This is a genomic window from Geobacillus zalihae, from assembly GCF_030414215.1.
In the GTDB taxonomy this organism is placed as follows: domain Bacteria; phylum Bacillota; class Bacilli; order Bacillales; family Anoxybacillaceae; genus Geobacillus; species Geobacillus zalihae.
Genome location: NZ_CP129217.1, coordinates 3463808 through 3482418, shown reverse-complemented (window position 1 = coordinate 3482418; position 18611 = coordinate 3463808). Strand labels below are relative to the sequence as shown.

General features: G+C 46.2%; 16 protein-coding genes. 7 read left to right on the top strand and 9 right to left on the bottom strand.

The genetic code is table 11. From position 1 onward, the window contains the following. Positions 1–68: 68 nt before the first annotated feature. The 5 genes from pdxK to QWV57_RS17515 form a co-directional block, all read right to left on the bottom strand. Positions 69–884: a pyridoxine/pyridoxal/pyridoxamine kinase gene (gene pdxK / locus QWV57_RS17535; protein ID WP_053915334.1), complete on the bottom strand. Its 816-nt coding sequence runs from the start codon at positions 882–884 to the stop codon at positions 69–71. Between the two features lie 45 nt (positions 885–929). Beyond that, the gene (locus QWV57_RS17530; RefSeq protein ID WP_015376105.1) at positions 930–1529 is read right to left on the bottom strand and encodes a Uma2 family endonuclease; all 600 of its coding nucleotides are present in this window, start codon (positions 1527–1529) and stop codon (positions 930–932) included. A gap of 208 nt (positions 1530–1737) precedes the next feature. Continuing rightward, positions 1738–3069, bottom strand: a complete 1332-nt coding sequence (locus QWV57_RS17525; RefSeq protein WP_129447597.1) for an IS4 family transposase — start codon at positions 3067–3069, stop codon at positions 1738–1740. 250 nt (positions 3070–3319) lie between these two features. Further along, positions 3320–4453 (bottom strand): alanine dehydrogenase, encoded by a 1134-nt coding sequence (ald, locus tag QWV57_RS17520; RefSeq protein WP_129447221.1) that lies wholly within the window; start codon positions 4451–4453, stop codon positions 3320–3322. Between the two features lie 117 nt (positions 4454–4570). Next, positions 4571–5806: a PucR family transcriptional regulator gene (locus QWV57_RS17515; protein WP_301100167.1), complete on the bottom strand. Its 1236-nt coding sequence runs from the start codon at positions 5804–5806 to the stop codon at positions 4571–4573. Between the two features lie 146 nt (positions 5807–5952). Here QWV57_RS17515 and QWV57_RS17510 point away from each other — a divergent pair, with 146 nt between their 5' ends. From QWV57_RS17510 to QWV57_RS17500, 3 genes are all read left to right on the top strand, one after another. Continuing rightward, a complete protein-coding gene (locus QWV57_RS17510; RefSeq protein ID WP_015376102.1) occupies positions 5953–7014 on the top strand; it encodes a tartrate dehydrogenase in 1062 nt (353 codons plus the stop codon). Between the two features lie 90 nt (positions 7015–7104). Beyond that, a complete protein-coding gene (locus QWV57_RS17505; RefSeq protein WP_301100166.1) occupies positions 7105–7599 on the top strand; it encodes a PTS sugar transporter subunit IIA in 495 nt (164 codons plus the stop codon). An 18-nt stretch (positions 7600–7617) separates the two neighbouring features. After that, on the top strand, positions 7618–9558 hold the full coding sequence (locus tag QWV57_RS17500; protein ID WP_301100165.1) for a BglG family transcription antiterminator: 1941 nt from the start codon (positions 7618–7620) through the stop codon (positions 9556–9558). 48 nt (positions 9559–9606) lie between these two features. Here QWV57_RS17500 and QWV57_RS17495 read toward each other — a convergent pair whose 3' ends face one another. After that, positions 9607–10794, bottom strand: coding sequence for an IS701 family transposase (locus QWV57_RS17495; RefSeq protein WP_081133251.1), 1188 nt, complete (start codon positions 10792–10794; stop codon positions 9607–9609). Between the two features lie 547 nt (positions 10795–11341). Here QWV57_RS17495 and QWV57_RS17490 point away from each other — a divergent pair. The 4 genes from QWV57_RS17490 (at position 11342) to QWV57_RS17475 (ending at position 15683) form a co-directional block, all read left to right on the top strand. Continuing rightward, positions 11342–11659, top strand: coding sequence for a PTS sugar transporter subunit IIA (locus QWV57_RS17490; protein ID WP_301102150.1), 318 nt, complete (start codon positions 11342–11344; stop codon positions 11657–11659). Positions 11660–11881: 222 nt separating this feature from the next. After that, entirely contained in the window at positions 11882–12211 is a 330-nt protein-coding gene (locus QWV57_RS17485; protein WP_301100164.1) for a PTS cellobiose transporter subunit IIB, read from the top strand. A gap of 542 nt (positions 12212–12753) precedes the next feature. Beyond that, positions 12754–14109 (top strand): PTS cellobiose transporter subunit IIC, encoded by a 1356-nt coding sequence (celB, locus tag QWV57_RS17480; RefSeq protein WP_301100163.1) that lies wholly within the window; start codon positions 12754–12756, stop codon positions 14107–14109. Positions 14110–14246: 137 nt separating this feature from the next. Beyond that, positions 14247–15683, top strand: a complete 1437-nt coding sequence (locus QWV57_RS17475; RefSeq protein WP_301102148.1) for a 6-phospho-beta-glucosidase — start codon at positions 14247–14249, stop codon at positions 15681–15683. Between the two features lie 150 nt (positions 15684–15833). On the opposite strand, the gene pstA is transcribed toward QWV57_RS17475, so the two are convergent. The 3 genes from pstA to QWV57_RS17460 all read right to left on the bottom strand — a co-directional run bounded on the left by pstA (position 15834) and on the right by QWV57_RS17460 (position 18596). Continuing rightward, on the bottom strand, positions 15834–16730 hold the full coding sequence (pstA, locus tag QWV57_RS17470; protein WP_011232904.1) for a phosphate ABC transporter permease PstA: 897 nt from the start codon (positions 16728–16730) through the stop codon (positions 15834–15836). Next, a complete protein-coding gene (gene pstC / locus QWV57_RS17465; RefSeq protein ID WP_011232903.1) occupies positions 16727–17662 on the bottom strand; it encodes a phosphate ABC transporter permease subunit PstC in 936 nt (311 codons plus the stop codon). Before pstC ends, pstA begins: the two co-directional genes overlap by 4 nt. Before the next feature lie 73 nt (positions 17663–17735). Beyond that, on the bottom strand, positions 17736–18596 hold the full coding sequence (locus QWV57_RS17460) for a phosphate ABC transporter substrate-binding protein (protein ID WP_011232902.1): 861 nt from the start codon (positions 18594–18596) through the stop codon (positions 17736–17738). Positions 18597–18611 lie beyond the last annotated feature (15 nt).

Genomic DNA, 18611 nt, shown 5'->3' with positions numbered 1-18611 from the left:
CGCAGGCCTCGCTCCCTTCCTAATTCCAAGGAGGGGAGTTGCGGAAAAAGACAAGGACGAGGCCTTGTCTATTGTTCGCCGTAGCGGCGGTACGCGCCGTGATGCGTCGGCCCGACGTATTCGTTGAGCGGGAACGAGTGGCGGATGGCGGCGGTGATGAACGCTTTGGCCGTCGCAATGGCGTCTTTCACCGGCCGGCCTTTCGCCAGTTCGGCGGCAATGGCGGCCGAGAACGTGCAGCCGGCGCCGTGCGTATACGTCGTGTCAATCCGTTCCGACTCAAGCAGCTCGAACGTTTTGCCGTCGTAAAGGACGTCAACCGCATAGTCGTGCGGAATTTTCCGTCCGCCTTTGACGATCACATATTGAGCGCCGAGCTCATGAATGCGCCCGGCCGCCTCTTTCATGTCCTCAACCGTTTCAATGCGCGGCAGGCCGGCTAGCTGCGCCGCCTCAAACAAGTTCGGCGTCACGACCGTTGCTTTTGGCACGAGCGTTTCCCGGTAGCACACCGTATTTTCCGGGTGGAGCGGCTCATCCGCCCCTTTGCACACCATAACCGGGTCGATGACGGCGTTTTTCAAGCCATGTTTTTCAATGGCGCGCGCTGCCAATTCAATGATATCCGTCGTCGGCAGCATCCCCGTTTTGAAGGCGTCGACGCCAACGCCGACGATGATCGTCTCAAGCTGAGCTTCGATCGTCGCCAAGTCCACCGGAAACACTTGATGCGCCCAACGGTTGTGCGGATCCATGGCGACGATCGTCGTGATCGCCGTCATTCCGTATACGCCAAGCTCTTGGAACGTTTTCAAGTCCGCCTGCAGCCCGGCGCCGCCGCTGCTGTCTGACCCGGCGATCGTTAACGCTTTTGGCATCGTCATCGTCATCACTCCTTTGTTCTACAAGATTATATCATGAAGCCGCCCTCAAGGACGAAATAGTTGTTCTACATCAACAGAAAAACCGTCAAGCGCGCGCGAATAGGCCATGCCGGTTTCTTTCCAGACGCCGGCTTGTTCATATTGTCCGTCGTCATTGAGCGAGTAGATTTGCACAACAGAGTGCATAGGGTTCACGATCCAATATTCACCGACTCCGTATTGCATATACAAGTTCAATTTGAACACGAGATCATACGCCTGGTTGGAAGGACTTAAAATTTCAATGATCAACGTTGGGACGCCGACAAATTTGCTGTCCGTTAATCCGCTTCGATCGCAGATCACGGTTAAATCAGGGACGACAATTTTCTTGCCTTCGATTCGTTCGTTCTTTAGTTCGATATCAAAAGGGGCATGAAACACTTCACACGGCTTTCCTTCTAAAAAATGGAACAGTTGGACGTACAGCCGTCCCGATAGGCGTTGGTGCTGGGTCGAAGGGGAGGGAGACATCAACACAGCGCCATCAATATATTCTAAAATACGATCGGTTGTTTCCCGCATGCGATAAAATTCTTCAAGCGATACCGCCTGTTTTCCCGGAACGTTCACGAAATCACCTTCTTTCCCGCTTTCTATTTTCATTATACACGGCCTGCTTTGCTGAACGAAAATGATTTGGCATAACGCAACAGGGGGCATACTCCCATACCCGTCAAGTTAGCGGTATAAAATTTTTAAGACGATACTCGTGTTCATCCCCGCAGTGAATGATGGGGATCACATCCATTATTGGGCATACCAAATACCCCTCCAGAAGAGGGGTATTTGGTATTTATATCCATATCTAATTCTACCATATCTCTAATTTCGTTAAGATATCTGATGCCGTTTCTTCCCCTTTCCTTCGACCTTTCTTGGCATGTTTTCGTAACAGGGAAAGGAGAGAGAAAAGGTTGATTTCCGCCATATGCGAACGCAAAAGCAACTGGTGCCAATACGATTGGAGAAGATCGAGCGCTTTCCGTTCACTGATTTCAATGTCTTCCTTTTGATGCCAATACATCCGAGCTTGAAACAGAAACGTCTGGGTGACCAAAATGGCAATCAACGTCCCGTATAAATGGCATTCGAAACGTTCTTTTTTCATCTCCTTGACTTTCTCCAAATCAAATACGGATTTCCAGGCTTTAAACAACAATTCAATTTGCCAGCGCAGGGAATAGAGCTCATAAACCTGTTGACCATCAAACGACTCTTGTGGTAAATTCGTCAGTAAGATGTGGTATTTCTTTTGTTCGAGGGTTTGGCGTGCCAGCGCCTTCCCTTTTCTTTTTTCCTTTTTCCGCACATACGCCATCCGTTTTTGCCATTCTTCCGCCGTCAGACGGCGGAAAACCAACCGTGGAACATACAAGCGTTCATGTCCGATGTATACATGTTCCATTTCCACTGATTCCCCTTCCTCTAATTGATTCCCAAGGGATTCCCAATCCCATTCCTTCCACTGGCCATTCTCCTTGATATACACTTTCATATCGGAACGGAGCCGAGTAATATAATACGCTCCGCGGGCGTCGATCTCGGCCAGTGCGGCAACGGAGAAAAAGCCCAAATCCCGAATACATAGGTCATTCGGTAAAATCGTATGCTGGGCATGATAGGCAAAACGAGCGTCCGAGTCATTGGCCGATTGAACGCATAGCTGAAGGCAGGCGCCGGATAACAAGTCATATTCAAACTGAATTTTCACCCCCGACGAAACGGAACCTCGATAGTCTTCCCCATAGTCAGCGGGAACCAAAAAGCTGGTTGAGTCCAAAATCCGCAGGCGGGTAAAACAAGTTCGATAGGTCTCCATGGCTGACAAAAGCAATGGACGTTGATGCAGGAGGAGAAGGAAAAACACTTCTCGCAAAAATGCCACGGCCCGATCGGTAAAACGCTGATTCAAGCCTTCGCTTGAAAGGGAACAGCCATGCCAGAGCGTCAAGGCCGCACACAACCGCTGAAGCGACTGTTTGGCCAGTGAGCCATCTCCCCATGCACAGAGAGTCAGAAAGGCTTCCGCCGTTAACGAACGCTGCCGCCGGATAAAGCCTGTTTTCCGTGCGAGACGGGTTAATTCTTCGGGAGAAAAGAGTTGACGAATGGTTTGAACCCATGCTTTCATTTGTTTTTCCATGAAAAAAATCCTTTCTAACGTGGAGTGTTCGTTAGAAAGGATACCATGTTTTTGACGATGCACAAAGACCAAAATTCTTAACTTGATGGGTATGGGGCATACTCCCACCGCCTGCGCTCACTTGCCGAAATGGCGGCCTTGTCGGGTTAGGACGATAAAAAAAGCCGCCCGCTATGAGTGGGCGGTCATGGGAATGGACAATGATGAACAGGCGGCCGGCAGCGCGCGTTGTCGGCCGCGTCCATCATGGTTAGTTGGCGGCCAACGTTTTCCCGAGCGCTTCGCGGGCCGGGACGTAGCGATAGCCGAGGTCGCGGGCGACGGCTTCGTACGTGATTTCGCCGTTGGCGACGTTGACGCCAAGCTCGAGCGCCGGGTTGTCCGTAATGGCTTGCATGACGCCTTTATTGGCGATTTGCAAGGCGTATGGCATCGTGACGTTCGTCAAGGCGATCGTCGAGGTGCGCGGAACGGCTCCAGGCATGTTGGCGACCGCATAATGGACGACGCCGTGTTTGACGTACGTCGGGTCGTCATGTGTCGTGACGTGGTCGCTCGTCTCGACGATGCCCCCTTGGTCGATGGCGACATCGACGATGACCGAACCCGGTTTCATCGCTTTCACCATGTCCTCGGTGACGAGCTTCGGCGCCCGCGCTCCCGGGATGAGGACGGCGCCGATGACAAGGTCGGCCTCTGCGACCGCTTCGGCGATGTTCATCGGGTTGGACATGAGCGTCGTAATTTGGTTGCCGAAAATGTCGTCAAGCTCGCGCAGGCGATCCGCGTTCAAGTCGATGATCGTGACATCTGCCCCGAGGCCGACCGCGACTTTCGCTGCGTTCGTGCCGACGACCCCACCGCCGATGATGACTACTTTGCCGCGGGCGACGCCTGGGACGCCGCCAAGCAAGATGCCTTTGCCGCCGTACGGTTTTTCTAAAAATTGCGCCCCGATTTGCGCCGCCATCCGCCCGGCGACTTCGCTCATCGGCGTCAACAGCGGCAGCGTGCGGCCGACTTGCACCGTCTCATAGGCAATGGCGATGACGCCGCTTTCTTTTAAGGCGCGCGTCAACTCCGGGTCGGCGGCCAAATGCAAATAGGTGAACAAAATGAGACCTGGGCGGAAATAGCCGTATTCGCTTGGCAGCGGCTCTTTCACTTTCATCACCATATCGGCTTGCGCCCACACATCTTCCGCTCGCTCGATGATTTGTGCTCCGGCACGGGCGTAATCGCTGTCGCTGAAACCGCTTCCAACCCCTGCCTCTTTCTCAATGAGCACCGTATGTCCTGCCTGAACGAACGACAATACGCCAGCCGGCGTAATGGCGACACGGTTTTCGTTATTTTTAATTTCCTTTGGCACTCCAATAATCATGGATATCGTTCCTCCTCGTCAGAAGTGGCCTTACTTATAGTATAAAAGAGACGGAACGGGCCGGGCATTGTTCAAAAAAGAGAAAGAAGCGCCCGGTTTTTGTGGATTTCCACAAATTCAACCGCGCGCTTCGTATTTCGCTAATTTAATATCAATGTATAATTTGATTTTTTGATTCATGTCATTGAGATCAAGCTCGGCGATGTCGGCAATCCGCTTGAGCCGATAAGCAAGCGTGTTCGGGTGAACGTTGAGGACGTCGGCGGTTTCTTGCACATTTTCGTTATGGTCAAAAAATGTTTCAAACGTTTTGACCAAGTCGCTGTGGTGTTTCTGGTCGTACGATTGCAGCTTCGTTAACGCTGGGTTGGTCCATTCTCCTTGCCGCTTTTGTTCAAGCAAAAAATCAAAAAATTGGTAAATGCCAAGCTGGGCATAGCCGTAAACCGACTTGATTTCATCGCCGAGCTTTTCTTTCAGCGCCAGGACGGCGAGCGCTTCGCGGTAGCTTTTTTCAATGAGGCGATAGGCGCCGTACACGCCGCCAAACCCGCACTGCACATCGTGGATGTGAAATCGTTCTTTCATTTTGGCGGCGAACGACTCGATGAATGCATTCAGCTCTTTGAGCGGCTGGTCGGTTTTGGGTGCCGCCAGCAAAATCACATCGCGGCCGTCGGTCGTATAAAGAAGGAGCGGGAGTTGCTGGGTTGTTTGCAATAAGTAGGAAATTTGCCGCTCCATTTCGGCGATCAAATCGGCGGCAAAGCGGAAGACGACAACGGCAAACTGCGGTGCGGTCGGGATTTGCATGGCAGCGAGATGGGCGCGAATCTCGTCTTCGGCCGCGATATGGCTCGTCAGCAACTTCCAAAACAGCTCCTGCACCCGCTCTTCTTTTTTGTTTTTGCGCATATACAGTTGCAGCACTTTGTTTTTCGCCGCTTTCGCCGCCAGCTTCAGCCATTCCATCTCCTCGGGTGAAAGCGTCCGGTTTGTTTCGAGCACCCAGATGAAGCCGATCACCTCATCGTTTTTCCAGATCGAGACAGCGACGCGGCTGCCGAGGCCGACATCATGAATTGGCGGCACGCGCACCGGTTCGCGGCTTTTGAGCAGCGCCGGGATGGCGCCTTGTTTCCATAAGCTGTTGATCACTTTTTCCGGAACGCGCCGGCTGATGATCGTCGCCGTCCGCGCCGGGTCGGTGTAATCATCATGGGCGCTGTAGGCGATGAGCCGATGGTTCGCGTCTTCGATCGTCACCGGGCATTTCAGCACGTCGCTGACACGGTCGGCAAACTCTTCAAGGCTGTCAAATTCGCCGCGGAACGGGTCGGTATAGTGAGACATATTTGTTTCCCCCGCATCGTCCATAGGATTGTAGTTTGATTTTACCACAAATAAGGGTTGCCATTGTGTATTCTATAACGGAGAGGGTTCGGTGCGCTTTCTGTCGAATTAGGGAAAGGAAATGATTCATCAAGGAGGAGACTGTTGTGAAAAAATGGGAAATCGCCGTCATTCCTGGCGACGGCATCGGCAAGGAAGTTGTGCCCGCGGCGTTGGATGTGTTAAAAACGGTTGCGGATGTCCATGGAGGGATTTCCTTTTCTTTCACTGAATTTCCATGGAGTTGCGACTATTATATGGAGCATGGAAAAATGATGCCGGATGATGGGCTGGAGACGCTGCGGAACTTTGACGCCATTTTCCTTGGAGCGGTCGGCAATCCGAAGTTTGTCCCTGATCATATTTCATTATGGGGATTGCTTCTGAAAATCCGCCGCGAATTTGAACAAGTGATTAACATTCGCCCGGCGAAATATTTCCGCGGCTTATCCTCGCCTCTGACCGAGCCGCGCGACTTTGATTTCATCGTCGTCCGCGAAAACAGCGAGGGGGAATATAGCGAAGTCGGCGGGCGCATTCATCGCGGTGAGGATGAAATCGCCATTCAAAACGCTGTCTTTACCCGCAAAGGGACGGAGCGGGCGATGCGTTATGCGTTCGAGCTGGCGCGGAAGCGGAAACGGCATGTGACGAGCGCGACGAAATCGAACGGCATTTTCCATACGATGCCGTTTTGGGATGAAGTGTTCGCCGACGTCAAGCGCGACTACCCGGATGTCGCGACCGCGTCGTACCATATTGATGCATTGGCCGCCTTTTTCGTGACAAGGCCGCATACGTTTGACGTCGTTGTCGCGAGCAACTTGTTTGGCGACATTTTGACGGACCTTGGCGGCGCTATTATGGGCAGCATCGGCATCGCCCCGGCGGCGAACATCAACGTCAACGGCAAGTACCCGTCCATGTTTGAGCCGGTGCACGGCTCGGCGCCGGACATTTACGGCAAAGGCATCGCCAACCCGATCGGGCAAATTTGGACGGCGAAACTGATGCTTGACCATTTCGGCGAAGAAGAGCTCGGCGCCCTTTTGTTGCAAACGATCGAGGATGTCACCGCTGACGGCATCAAAACGCCGGATCTCGGCGGCACGGCGACGACAAAGGAAGTGACGGAAGAAATTTGCCGGCGGCTGCGCAAACGCGGCTGATGAAGACCGATTGGGTCGGCGCGGTTGGCACTGTCCTTCCGTTTCGGTATACTGAATGTCAGACAAACCGAATAGAAAGGATGACGCCCGTTGTTCAAAAAATGGTTTGGCAAGCAACAGCCGAAGGAAGAGACGATCACCGCGCCGCTTGACGGGACGATCATGCGGCTTGAAGACGTGCCGGATCCGGTGTTTGCGCAAAACATGATGGGCGATGGCATCGCCATCGATCCGGCGGATGGGGATGTCGTCGCTCCGGTCGATGGTGAAATCATCCAGCTCTTTCCGACGAAACACGCCATCGGCTTGCGTTCGGAAGCGGGTGTGGAGCTGCTCATCCATGTCGGCATCGACACCGTGTCGATGAACGGGGAAGGATTCACCGCCTATGTCAAAGCCGGCGACCGAGTGAAACGGGGCGATCGGCTTCTTTCTGTCGACTTGCCGCTTGTGCGCGAGAAAGCGAAAAGCGCGGTGACGCCGATCATCATCACGAACGGCGACGCCCTCGAAAGCCTCGAGAGAGAGGCCGAGGCCTCAGCCAAAAAAGGCGAGACGGTCTTATTTCATGTCAAAATGAAATAAGGGCGGCAGGGAGGAAATATGTTTACGAAGCGTCAAAAAGCAATTCTATCGTTTTTAGTTCAGAATAAAGACCCCATTCCAGCTGAGTGGATGGCAAGGCAATTAGGAGTAAGCGATCGAACAGTTCGAGACGAATTAAAAGGACTTCGATTGCAAAGTCATGTACTTGGTGTCAAAATTGAATCCATTAGGGGAAAAGGTTACAAACTGGAGATTCAAGATGTCGAACGATTTCAGAAAATGGGTCTTCTTTTGATAAAAAACCTCCATGTTGAAAATCAAACCTATCTTTTGGAACAAAATGATCGTGTTATATATATACTAAAAAAATTTTTGTTAGAGAAAAGGCCGATTAAGTTGGAAAGCTTAGAGGAAGAGCTATTTGTATCGAAGCCCACTATTCAGAGCGATCTAAAAATAGTGCGTGAAATTTTGCAAAAGTACAAACTAAAATTAACGGTTCGTCCTCGTCATGGTATGGTTGTAGAAGGAGAAGAGTACATGAAGAGGCTTTGCCTCTCCAATTATATTCTTCATCGTCATCATGGTCATAATGGTGGTACAAAAATTGCTTTTTTTGAAAATGAGGATGTTTTTGATCGAAATTTATTGACCGATATTAAGGAGATCATTATTAAAAAGGTAAATGAGTATAACATTGAGATATCAGATATTGCTCTTGAAAACTTGACCATTCACATTGCCATTGCCTGCAAACGAATCCAAGAGGGATTTATCATTGGGGATATTCAACATAATATGAATCGAAAGTATCCGCTCGAATATCTTGTTGCTACTGAAATCATAAAAGAAGTAGAACACCTAACAGGCTTAACTTTTCCTCAGGCTGAAATCAACTATGTCATCGTGCATTTGCTGGGAACTAAACTTATACAACAAGAGACGTTGGAAGAGTTTAGTGAATATGATGAAGTAAAATCCATTGTTCAATGTATGTTGGAGCAACTAAGAGAGAAACTAGGGTGGGATTTTTCAGATGATACAGAATTGATCCAAGGTTTAACGTTGCATATTCGTCCAGCAATGAATAGATTGCGGTATAAGATGAATATAAGGAATCCGCTTTTAGATGAAGTGAAGACAAAGTATACAAGCGCGTTTGAAGGCGCCGTTATCGCCAGCAAATGTATTTCGGATTATCTAGATATGGAAGTCGGGGAACATGAAATAGCGTATATTGCGTTGCATATAGGAGTTGCTTTGGAAAAACGCAAAAACAATGAAAAGAAAAAGTTAAGAGTCATTATTGTATGTGCTTCAGGCGTTGGGAGTGCTAAATTGCTTTTTTATCGTTTGCAAAGACTATTTAACGATGAAATAGAAATTGTCTCTTCTACAAACTACTACCAATTGCGAGATTGGGATCTGTCTTCTATTGATCTTATTATCAGCACAATTCCTATTCAAGAAAATATAGCAGTTCCTGTTCTAGTGGTGAGCCCACTTTTAAATGAACAAGATATTGGAGAGATTCGTCGAAGATTGTTGGATATGAAAGCACGTGACAAGGAAAATTATTTAGATGAATCTAGGGTGTTCATTCATAAAGATTTTGAAGATAAGGAGAGTGTTATACGCTTTATATGCCAGGAATTATATAAACAAGGACTTGTTTCTGAATATTATGTTAATTCTGTGCTTGAAAGAGAATCATTAGCTCCAACCAACTTTGGGAATCTTGTGGCGATTCCACATCCTTTAGTTCCTGAAACCGAGGAAACGTTTTGGGCGATGTGCACTCTAAAACGACCTATTGAATGGCATGGGGAACAAAAGGTTCAAGTTGTTTGCCTGCTGAATATTAAAAAAGGTCCTACGGGCAATTTAGAAAAAATGTATCAAAAGCTGTTGGATATATTAGAGGATAAGACCATTGTGCGGAAAATAGTTAAAAGCCAATCCCCTAAAGAAATAATTGAAATTACTGTAGATGAGTAATTTTCATTACAATATTTTCCATTAACAAAGAGACAAACAGGGTAACCCTTAGGCGACATGGAGTTGTTTTTTGACAACATCAATGGGAATATCTTGCTTCGCCGCGTTGTAAATGAACTCAACTAGGCTGTGTCCTTTCCGCGATCGAAGAAGCTCCAGTCCGGCGGAGAGGTCTTGTTGAGATTCGGCTATGCTGTACACGCAAGCCAACAACACGGTGATCCAATACCGTTTGACCGCCCGAACGTGGCGAACACGGTACCCATCAAGCTTCAGCTGGTCTTTTGCCTGCCGGAAAAAGCATTCGATCGACCAGCGTTGGGCATAGTAACGCAAGATGTCTTCGTCACTCAGCTCCCGATCGGTGCTCAAGATGCAATGAAGATGTTCGGGTGTCATCGGCTGAGCAGCCTTCCAAGTAAGCAGCACCACCGCATCATCAAGACCGTTGAGCGCACCTTCGTAGCGGTAGACACGATAGCGCTCGTTCCCCACCGTGACGAGGCGGGTGTCTCGCGGTTCGAGATAGCGGGCGAACTGCTTGGCTTGGACGGCGATGCCTTTCGGGTAGAGAATTCGGTTCGTCTTGAGCATCGCGATGACATGGAATCCCTTTTTCAGGCAGGCTTCGATGAGCTCTTTGGACGGATACCATGAATCCATGAGCACATACACCGGATGATCCGGCTTCACCTTGAGCGAAGAAAGCATCTCCATCGCTAGGTCGACTTTGCTTGTTCCCGCCGCCTTATCATAAAGACGAAACGCGAACGGGAATGCCTGAGTCATGGTGTGTACCATCAGCCAAACGAGCGAATGCCCCCAGACCGATTGATGATCTTTGTGGGAGAAATGCCAATCACACCCTTGAATGGCGTGCGTGGCCCGTGACGAAGGCTTCGTTTTTTGGCAAATGGTATCATCAATCGAAACAAAAAGGGGTTGATTCTCCCGTTTGGCGATTCGCTTGATGCGATGAAGGATCCATTGCTGGAGTTTGCGAAGCAACGTCTCTTCATCCCAAGGGCTTTTCGTGAAAAAATGGCTGAGCGTTGTTCGATGGTTGGGATGAAAACTCCAGTGATGGACATCGGTCAACGTTCCCGAAAATCCCTTGGTCGTCAAGGCATCCACAATATGAACGAGATGCTTGATGACCGGTTTCGAGAAATAAAGCGCCAACCCCAACGCCATGAAAAACTTGTGGATTCCTTGATGATGTGCTAATCTATTCATGAGACATGAGCCTCCTTGTGAATGGTTGGTTAGCACATCTATTTTAACCAAGGAGTCGGGTTCATGTCTCCTTTTTTGTTTGGTTGTAAATTTATGTTAGTAAATTTACTCAACTACAGTGAAATTATTAACTCGATGAAGAGATAGATAAATGAATTTGGATTTATTTTAGAAAGGCGCTTCAAGATCCTTCGTGAAGTGCTTTTTTGTTGTTGAAAAATGAATTAGGGGGTTGGTGAAAAATGGAGCATCGCGCGCAAATCAACGGCATCGGCTCAGAAGCCCAAGTCCATTTGGAAAGGTTTCTCTAATTGAAAAATAAGCGGAGGCCTCAGCCTTTTTATTAGGTATACAACATTTCCGTTGAGCAACGGAAAAACTTATTCTTAAAATTAAAACGCTTTCAAATTAGTATAAAGTCATAAAGGAATTTGCATAATGAAGAGAAAAAATGACTTGAGGTTATGAAGGGGGGTCTCTATGTTCCGTTTCCATTAGAATTTAGAGGGAAGAAAAATCAACAATAAGGAGGATTAAGGTGATTCAAGTGAATTTAGAGGAAATCAGCTTTCAAATTATTTTGCATGGTGGAAATGCAAGGACCTTAGCCATGGAGGCTATTCACCATGCAAAGAATGGTGAATTTACCTTGGCTGAACAGAAAATCGAGGAAGCCCATGAGGAAATGAGGGAAGCTCATCGCTTTCAAACGGAACTCATTCAGGGAGAAGCACGCGGAGAAAAAATAGAAATTCGCATTTTGTTAGTTCATGCACAAGATCATTTGATGAATGCCATGACTGTGATTGACTTAGCACAAGAAATGATTGGGATTTACAAAAAATTCCTTAAAAATGACCATTAGGGTTCTCACTAAACGTTGTACTTGGCCTTTCTTTATTAAAATCAGTGAATGAACGACTTTTATGAGAAGTACTTGAGAAAATCTTTGTTTATCAAGTGCATATTTTGATAATAAATGGAAAACAACAGGAGAAACGTTGCTTTCTGAATTTTTTGGTATTAAAGATGCTGATATGGTTTCAGTTTTGAATTTTCTAAAATACTTCTAGACGGGGGATAGATCATGAAAAAAGTATTAATCATTTGTGCAGCAGGAATGTCTTCTTCTTTAATGGCTAAAAAAACAACGGAATTTTTTAAATCGAAAGGTTATGATATTACCGTTGATGCTGTTTCTGCTAATGAAGGCAGCAAAATGATTGAAAAGGGTGAGTTCGACTTATTCTTGGTTAGCCCTCAAACGAAAATGTATTACCAAAAATTGAAAGAAGCGGGAGACCGAGTAGGGAAGCCGGTCATAAATATTCCTCCTCAAGCGTATATTCCTGTTCCAATGGGGATTGAAAAACTGGGAAACCTAATATTAAATGAATTCTCTGATCAATTATCATGATTGGAAGAAAGAGGAATTGGTATGAATGAAAGTGTAAGAGCCTTATTAGAGAGAAGGCGACAGGAACAAAGTGTGAAATCAATGTATTATAACCGTTATCTCCTGATTCGGTACGTTATGGCAGTAATATTTTTTGCTAACTTATACTGGTTCATCTGCATGATCATGGCTCATTCATCTTTGTGTGTTATTCCTTTGTTATTGATGATGATTCTAGCGATAAGCATGGCAGAACAGGTTAAAATCTATAGTGCTCCTACTAATGGCGCGCTATATACAAAATACGTCTTTCTCGTTTTGCTTTGGACAAATGTTCTTCTGGCAGTGATGTCTTGCTTCACTGCCCTGTTTGGCAAATTATATCCATTTTTGCTAAACGAGAACAAATCAAGGGGATTGGTTCTAGCAATCTTGTTCCTTCAAATATGTCTAATACTTGTATCTCTCAATCGTTTGCGACAAATTAAGAACAATGAAGATAAGAATTATTATCTTATTCAGCAATATGAGAAAACACTCCAACGAAAAAGGGGGAATTTCTAATGTCGTCGGAAAATAGGTTGTTTGTTTTGCTTGAAAAATATCTAATGGGCCCTATGGGGAAAGTTGCATCGTTTCGATTTGTAAGGGCTGTCATGGCAGCGGGAATGGCATCCATTCCGTTTACCATTGTAGGATCTATGTTTCTTGTTCTTAATGTTTTGCCGCAAACAATGACATTTTTAGAGGGATTTTTCAACAGTACTTTCTTCCGAATTAGCGATTTGTATATGTTGGCATTTAAAGCTACAATGGGCATCTTGGCTTTGTATTTTAACCTTGTCATTGGATATGAGTATACGAAACTATTTGCTGAGGAAGAAGGATTGAATGTAAATCCGTTAAACGGTGCTTTGTTGTCCATGTTTGCTTTTTTCATGACCATCCCACAATTGGTGTTAAAAAATGGAAAAATCTCTTTGGTGCAACAGATTGATGACCATACCAAAATTATTAGCGGCTGGGAAATGGCTGATAATGGTGTAAGTCGTCTAGGTACAACGGGGATTTTTGCTGCTATTATTATGGCCGTCGTAGCTGTGCAATTGTACCGACTGTGTGTAAAACGAAATTGGGTTATTAAGATGCCGGAAGCGGTTCCTGAAGGAGTATCGAGATCGTTCACAGCGTTAATTCCTGCCTTTTTCGTGGCTTTTGTTGTATTGATTATTAATGGGATTTTAGTGGCGTTGGGTACCGATATATTTAAGGTTGTGGCTGTTCCTTTCAGTTTTGTTGTCAATATAGCAAATAGCTGGCTGGGACTGATGGTAATTTACTTCCTAATCCATGCACTTTGGATTGTCGGAATTCATGGAGCGAATATTATCTCTGCTTTTACCACGCCGATTGTTTTGGCCAATATGGAAGCCAACATGCATGGAGCGAATATTCCGTTCGCTGGTGAATTTCAAAATTCATTTGTTATTATGGGCGGTTCGGGCTCAACGTTAGGACTGACACTTTTTATCGCTTTGTTAGCGAAATCACAGCAATTAAAAATTTTAGGAAGGGCTTCCATTGCGCCTGGAATTTTTAATATTAACGAACCGATCTTATTTGGTCTGCCGATCGTGTATAACCCGTATTTAGCGATTCCGTTCTTTTTAGCTCCTATGGCTACTGCCACAATTGGTTATTGGGCCATTAAGCTGCATTTTGTTAAACCGATTATTGCACAAGTGCCGTGGCCATCTCCCATTGGTATAGGCGCCTTCATTGGTACGGGTGGAGATTTGATGGCGGTTGTTGTCGCATTTATTTGTGGAATAGTAGCCCTTCTTATCTATTTGCCATTTATCAAATTATATGACAACAAATTGTTTGAGCAAGAAAAAGGCGGAGAGTCTGTTTTGTGATTTATCCTTAAAGTCCGGCAAGAATGCGGTTTAACGATCGGAGAAGACGGGTGTCTTGGCCGTCTTCTCCGTGTTTAAATTGCAATTGATAGGTTTCGCAATATTCAATATATGATCAGGTGAGGAGCTGATTCATGATGTCAACACATGTTTTTCCGGAAAACTTTCTTTGGGGAGGGGCGGTATCCGCACATCAGTTTGAAGGGGGATGGAAGCAAGGAGGAAAAGGCCTAAGTATTGCTGATGTTATGACAGCAGGGAGGCATGGTGTACCTCGTCAAATTACAGATGGGGTATTAGAGGGGTATTATTATCCAAATCATGAAGCTATTGATTTTTATTCTCGTTATAAAGAAGATATTAAATTGTTTGCTGAAATGGGGTTTAAATGTTTTCGAACTTCAATCGCTTGGACAAGAATCTTCCCGAATGGAGATGATCCAACGCCAAATGAAAAAGGATTAAAGTTTTATGATGCTGTATTTGATGAACTGCTCAAGTATGGCATTCAACCCGTTATTACATTGTCTCATTTTGAAATGCCGTATTACCTTGTAAAAAAATATGGAGGCTTTAGAAATAGAAAGTGTATTGATTTCTTTGTGCGATTTGCTGAGACAGTGATGAAACGCTATAAAGATAAAGTGAAATATTGGATGACTTTTAATGAAATCAATAATCAAGCGGATACAAGCATCGATTTCTTTTCTTTCACGAATTCAGGGATTATATATAAGGATGGAGAAAATAGAGAAGAAACGATGTATCAAGCTGCTCTTCATGAATTGATTGCAAGTGCAAAAGTTGTGAAATTGGGCCATGAAATTAATCCCGATTTTCGCATAGGTTGTATGCTAGCTTTTGTGCCTGTATATCCATATTCTTGCCATCCAGATGACGTTATGCTTGCTGCCGAGGCTATGCGCAATCGCTGGTTTTTTGGAGATGTGCATGTTCGAGGGGAAATCCCTAATTATATAAAGAAATATTGGGAGCGAAACAAATTGAATATTGAATATACAGAAGAAGATGAACAAGCTTTAAAGGAAGGCACGGTCGATTATATCGGATTTAGTTATTATATGTCAAAAGTCGTGAGTGCCCGTGAAGTAGAGGGAAGTGAATTTGATGGGGAATTTGGACGCATTGTTCGAAATCCGTATGTAAAAACAAGTGATTGGGGATGGCAAATTGACCCCGTAGGGTTGAGGTATTCATTAAGTGTTTTGTATGAACGATATCAACTTCCGTTATTTATTGTGGAAAACGGTTTAGGGGCTAAGGACGTCGTTGAAGAAGATGGAACGATTAACGATGACTACCGTATTCAGTATCTCCGGGATCATATTCAGGAAATGAAAAAGGCCATCCAATTAGATGGAGTTGATGTTATAGGGTATACGCCATGGGGTTGTATAGATTTAGTAAGTGCTGGGACAGGGGAAATGGAAAAACGTTATGGCTTTATCTATGTAGATAAAGATAATGAAGGAAAGGGAACCTTAGAGAGACGAAGAAAAAAATCATTTTATTGGTATAAAAGAGTAATTGAAACAAATGGAGAAGAACTTTAAATAGAGATGGTGAAAGATTATAGAAGCACGCGCAATCTTGTAGCGTTGGATCAGGGATGTAAAAATGTTTTGCGAATAACTGTTTAGTTAGATCATCTTTTTCGCCAAGATCACCGCTCTTTCGAAAAGAAAGAGCGGTGATCTTTTTTACTAATATCGTTTCTTCCGCTGGCTAAGCCATAGCGGAAAACGAATGATAAAGCTAAGGAACAGCACTAGCAACACAAGGAGGGCGGATGTTTTTTGGGCAATTTGCTGCGCATCGGCCACGAGCGCTTCAGACTGAATGTACCACAAATGGACCGGGAGAGTCGCGCCTTCGGAAAGGAGATGAAAATCCCACATCTCGCCAGATGACGATGTCCCACCGACTAGCAAAATGATGGCCGATTCGCCAAATGCTCGGCATGCGACAAGGCTGATGCCGGTCAAGATGCCTTTCATGGCGGCAGGGAGCACTGTTTTGACAATGGTCTGTGCTTTCGTTGCGCCTAAAGCGAAGGAGGCTTCCCTCCAAGTGGAGGGAACTGCCGTGATCGCTTCTTCGGAGACGCGGGCTAAAACTGGGAGATTGAGCAATGCCAGTGTAATGGATGCTCCTAAAATGGTCACGCCGATTTGAAAGTATTCCACAAACAAGGCGTAACCGAATAGACCAAACACAATTGATGGGACAGATGCCAAACTTTCAATGGCCGCCCTCACCCATTCCATGATTCGGTTGTTTGGGGCGTATTCCGCTAAAAAAATACCGGCTCCAATTCCGATGGGCAATGACAAAAGCAATGATAGCACGAGAATGTAAATCGAGTTCCATAAGAACGGCCCAACTCCTCCTCCAGCGTCGATTTCTTCAGGCAGTCCAATGAGGAAATGGATGTCAATGTCCGGCAATCCTTTTCGCACGATCATATAAAGAAGGGATAAGATGATCAAAAAGACGGTTGCGGAAATGATGCTGATTATACTCAGTACGAGTCGATTCATGAGACGGCGGATGCGGAGCCGACTCATTTTTCCATGAAGGCCAGGGGCTTGATTGTTCATGATGACGGTCCTCCTTTCAGACGCAAGCGGCGAATCATCATAATGAAAGAAATGGAGATGAAAAGCAGCAAAAGCGCCATCATATAAAGGGCATGGTTGGTCGTTGATTGAAAATCGACGTTTAAAATTTGCATCACGATATGGCTGGTCAACACACTTGATGGCGTGACCAAATCAAATCCCCATTGCGCCACGTTGCCGATGACCATGACGACGGCCATTGTTTCGCCAATGGCGCGTGCCATGCCGAGGATGACAGCAGCGGCAATCCCAGATTTCGCGGCAGGAAGCAATATTTTGGAAATCATTTCTATTTTGGTCCCTCCAAGGGCGTAGTTGGCCTCCCGCCATTCGTTGGGAACCGCGCAAAGTGCATCGTCGGTAATGCGGGTGATGGTAGGCAAGATCATCATCGATAGCACGATCGCTGCCGCAAGAATTCCATCTCCCACTGGAGCGCCTGTAAGCTTACGAATCCATGGGACGAGCAGGGTGGCTCCCAAATATCCGTAAACAATGGATGGGATGCCGACCAACAAATCAAGCAGCGTCCGAAGCCATTGTTGAAGCCGGGGAGGGGCCATCTCCGCAATAAATACGGCTGTCGAAATGGAAATCGGTGTGGCTATCAACAGCGTCACGAACGTTACATATAGCGTTCCGGTGATAAAGACGGCGGCTCCGTATCGATGATGTTCTGGATCCCATCGGGAGGAGAAGAAAAATTCCCACGGAGATACATCTCGAAACACGAGAAGGCCTGTTTTGCTGACGAATAGAACGATGGCGCTCAATACGACAATCAGAAATACGATGCTTGTCAAGCAAAAAAAACGAAACAGACGGTCGAATCGATATTTCGTGGTCCAGCGTTGACGTTGAGCGGTCAACAAGCGGGTGGCCTCAGTCCAATCAGGAGACAGCTTTTCCATTTTCCTTTCCCCTTTCTGTCATCGAACGGAAAATCAGCCTCTCCGCCAATAAAGGAGAGGCTGAAAGAGGTCGTTATTTCACAGGAATGAATTTTAATTTTTTCAAGGAGCCATTTTGGAATTTTTTGCTTAAAATATAATCGATAAAGGCTTTGTCCGCACCTTTGGCTTCCCCTTTGGTCAGTAAGTATCCATAGCCGTAAAAGATGTATTTGCCGCTTTTGGCATTAGCTGTGGTTGCTTTGACACCGTTGATGCTGACGGCTTTAATTCCGCCTTTCACATAAGCCAAATCAACAAATCCAATCGCGTTTGGATTCGACGCAACGGCATTCACCATATCCCCTGATTTTTGCACTTCTTTATAGTTATCTCCTGTCGTTTTGATCATATGGCCGTCCATGATTTTGTCTTCAAAATTGACGCGTGTTCCAGATCCTTTGGCTCGGTTGATGACGACGATTTCTTCATCTTTTCCACCTAATTGTTTCCAATTTTTGATTTTCCCTTCATAGATATCTTGGATTTGTTCGACGGACAGGTTGCTGACGGGATTGCCTTTGTTGACAATGACAGCAAACGGAATTTTGGCAATTTTGTATGCTTTTAATCCTTTGTAAGCAGGGAACCCTCCGACCGCTTTAGTGGCATCCCAGTCGCATGCTCCGATGGTGGCGACTCCTTTTGTGACTGACTGCGGGCCGGCGATGGAAGAAGAGCCGGAAACCACAATTTTGACTTTTGGATGGCTCTTTTTAAATTCTTTTGCCGCTTGTTGAGTTAACGGCAACAAAGCGGTGGAGCCGGCAATCACGATTTTTCCGGATACTTCAGCGGCATCGGCGCGATGCTCGGTGGCCAAGGCAGCTCCAAGCAACAAGGTAGATGACAGAACAGCAGAAATGACTCTTTTCCATAATGTGCTGCGTTTCATAAATCTCCCTCCATC

Coding starts and splice junctions, on each gene's coding strand:
- pdxK (WP_053915334.1), bottom strand. CDS start 884: ATGACGATGCCAAAAGCGTTAACGATCGCCGGGTCAGACAGCAGCGGC.
- QWV57_RS17530 (WP_015376105.1), bottom strand. CDS start 1,529: ATGAAAATAGAAAGCGGGAAAGAAGGTGATTTCGTGAACGTTCCGGGA.
- QWV57_RS17525 (WP_129447597.1), bottom strand. CDS start 3,069: ATGGAAAAACAAATGAAAGCATGGGTTCAAACCATTCGTCAACTCTTT.
- ald (WP_129447221.1), bottom strand. CDS start 4,453: ATGATTATTGGAGTGCCAAAGGAAATTAAAAATAACGAAAACCGTGTC.
- QWV57_RS17515 (WP_301100167.1), bottom strand. CDS start 5,806: ATGTCTCACTATACCGACCCGTTCCGCGGCGAATTTGACAGCCTTGAA.
- QWV57_RS17500 (WP_301100165.1), top strand. CDS start 7,618: ATGTTTACGAAGCGTCAAAAAGCAATTCTATCGTTTTTAGTTCAGAAT.
- QWV57_RS17495 (WP_081133251.1), bottom strand. CDS start 10,794: ATGAATAGATTAGCACATCATCAAGGAATCCACAAGTTTTTCATGGCG.
- QWV57_RS17485 (WP_301100164.1), top strand. CDS start 11,882: ATGAAAAAAGTATTAATCATTTGTGCAGCAGGAATGTCTTCTTCTTTA.
- celB (WP_301100163.1), top strand. CDS start 12,754: ATGTCGTCGGAAAATAGGTTGTTTGTTTTGCTTGAAAAATATCTAATG.
- QWV57_RS17475 (WP_301102148.1), top strand. CDS start 14,247: ATGTCAACACATGTTTTTCCGGAAAACTTTCTTTGGGGAGGGGCGGTA.
- pstA (WP_011232904.1), bottom strand. CDS start 16,730: ATGAACAATCAAGCCCCTGGCCTTCATGGAAAAATGAGTCGGCTCCGC.
- pstC (WP_011232903.1), bottom strand. CDS start 17,662: ATGGAAAAGCTGTCTCCTGATTGGACTGAGGCCACCCGCTTGTTGACC.
- QWV57_RS17460 (WP_011232902.1), bottom strand. CDS start 18,596: ATGAAACGCAGCACATTATGGAAAAGAGTCATTTCTGCTGTTCTGTCA.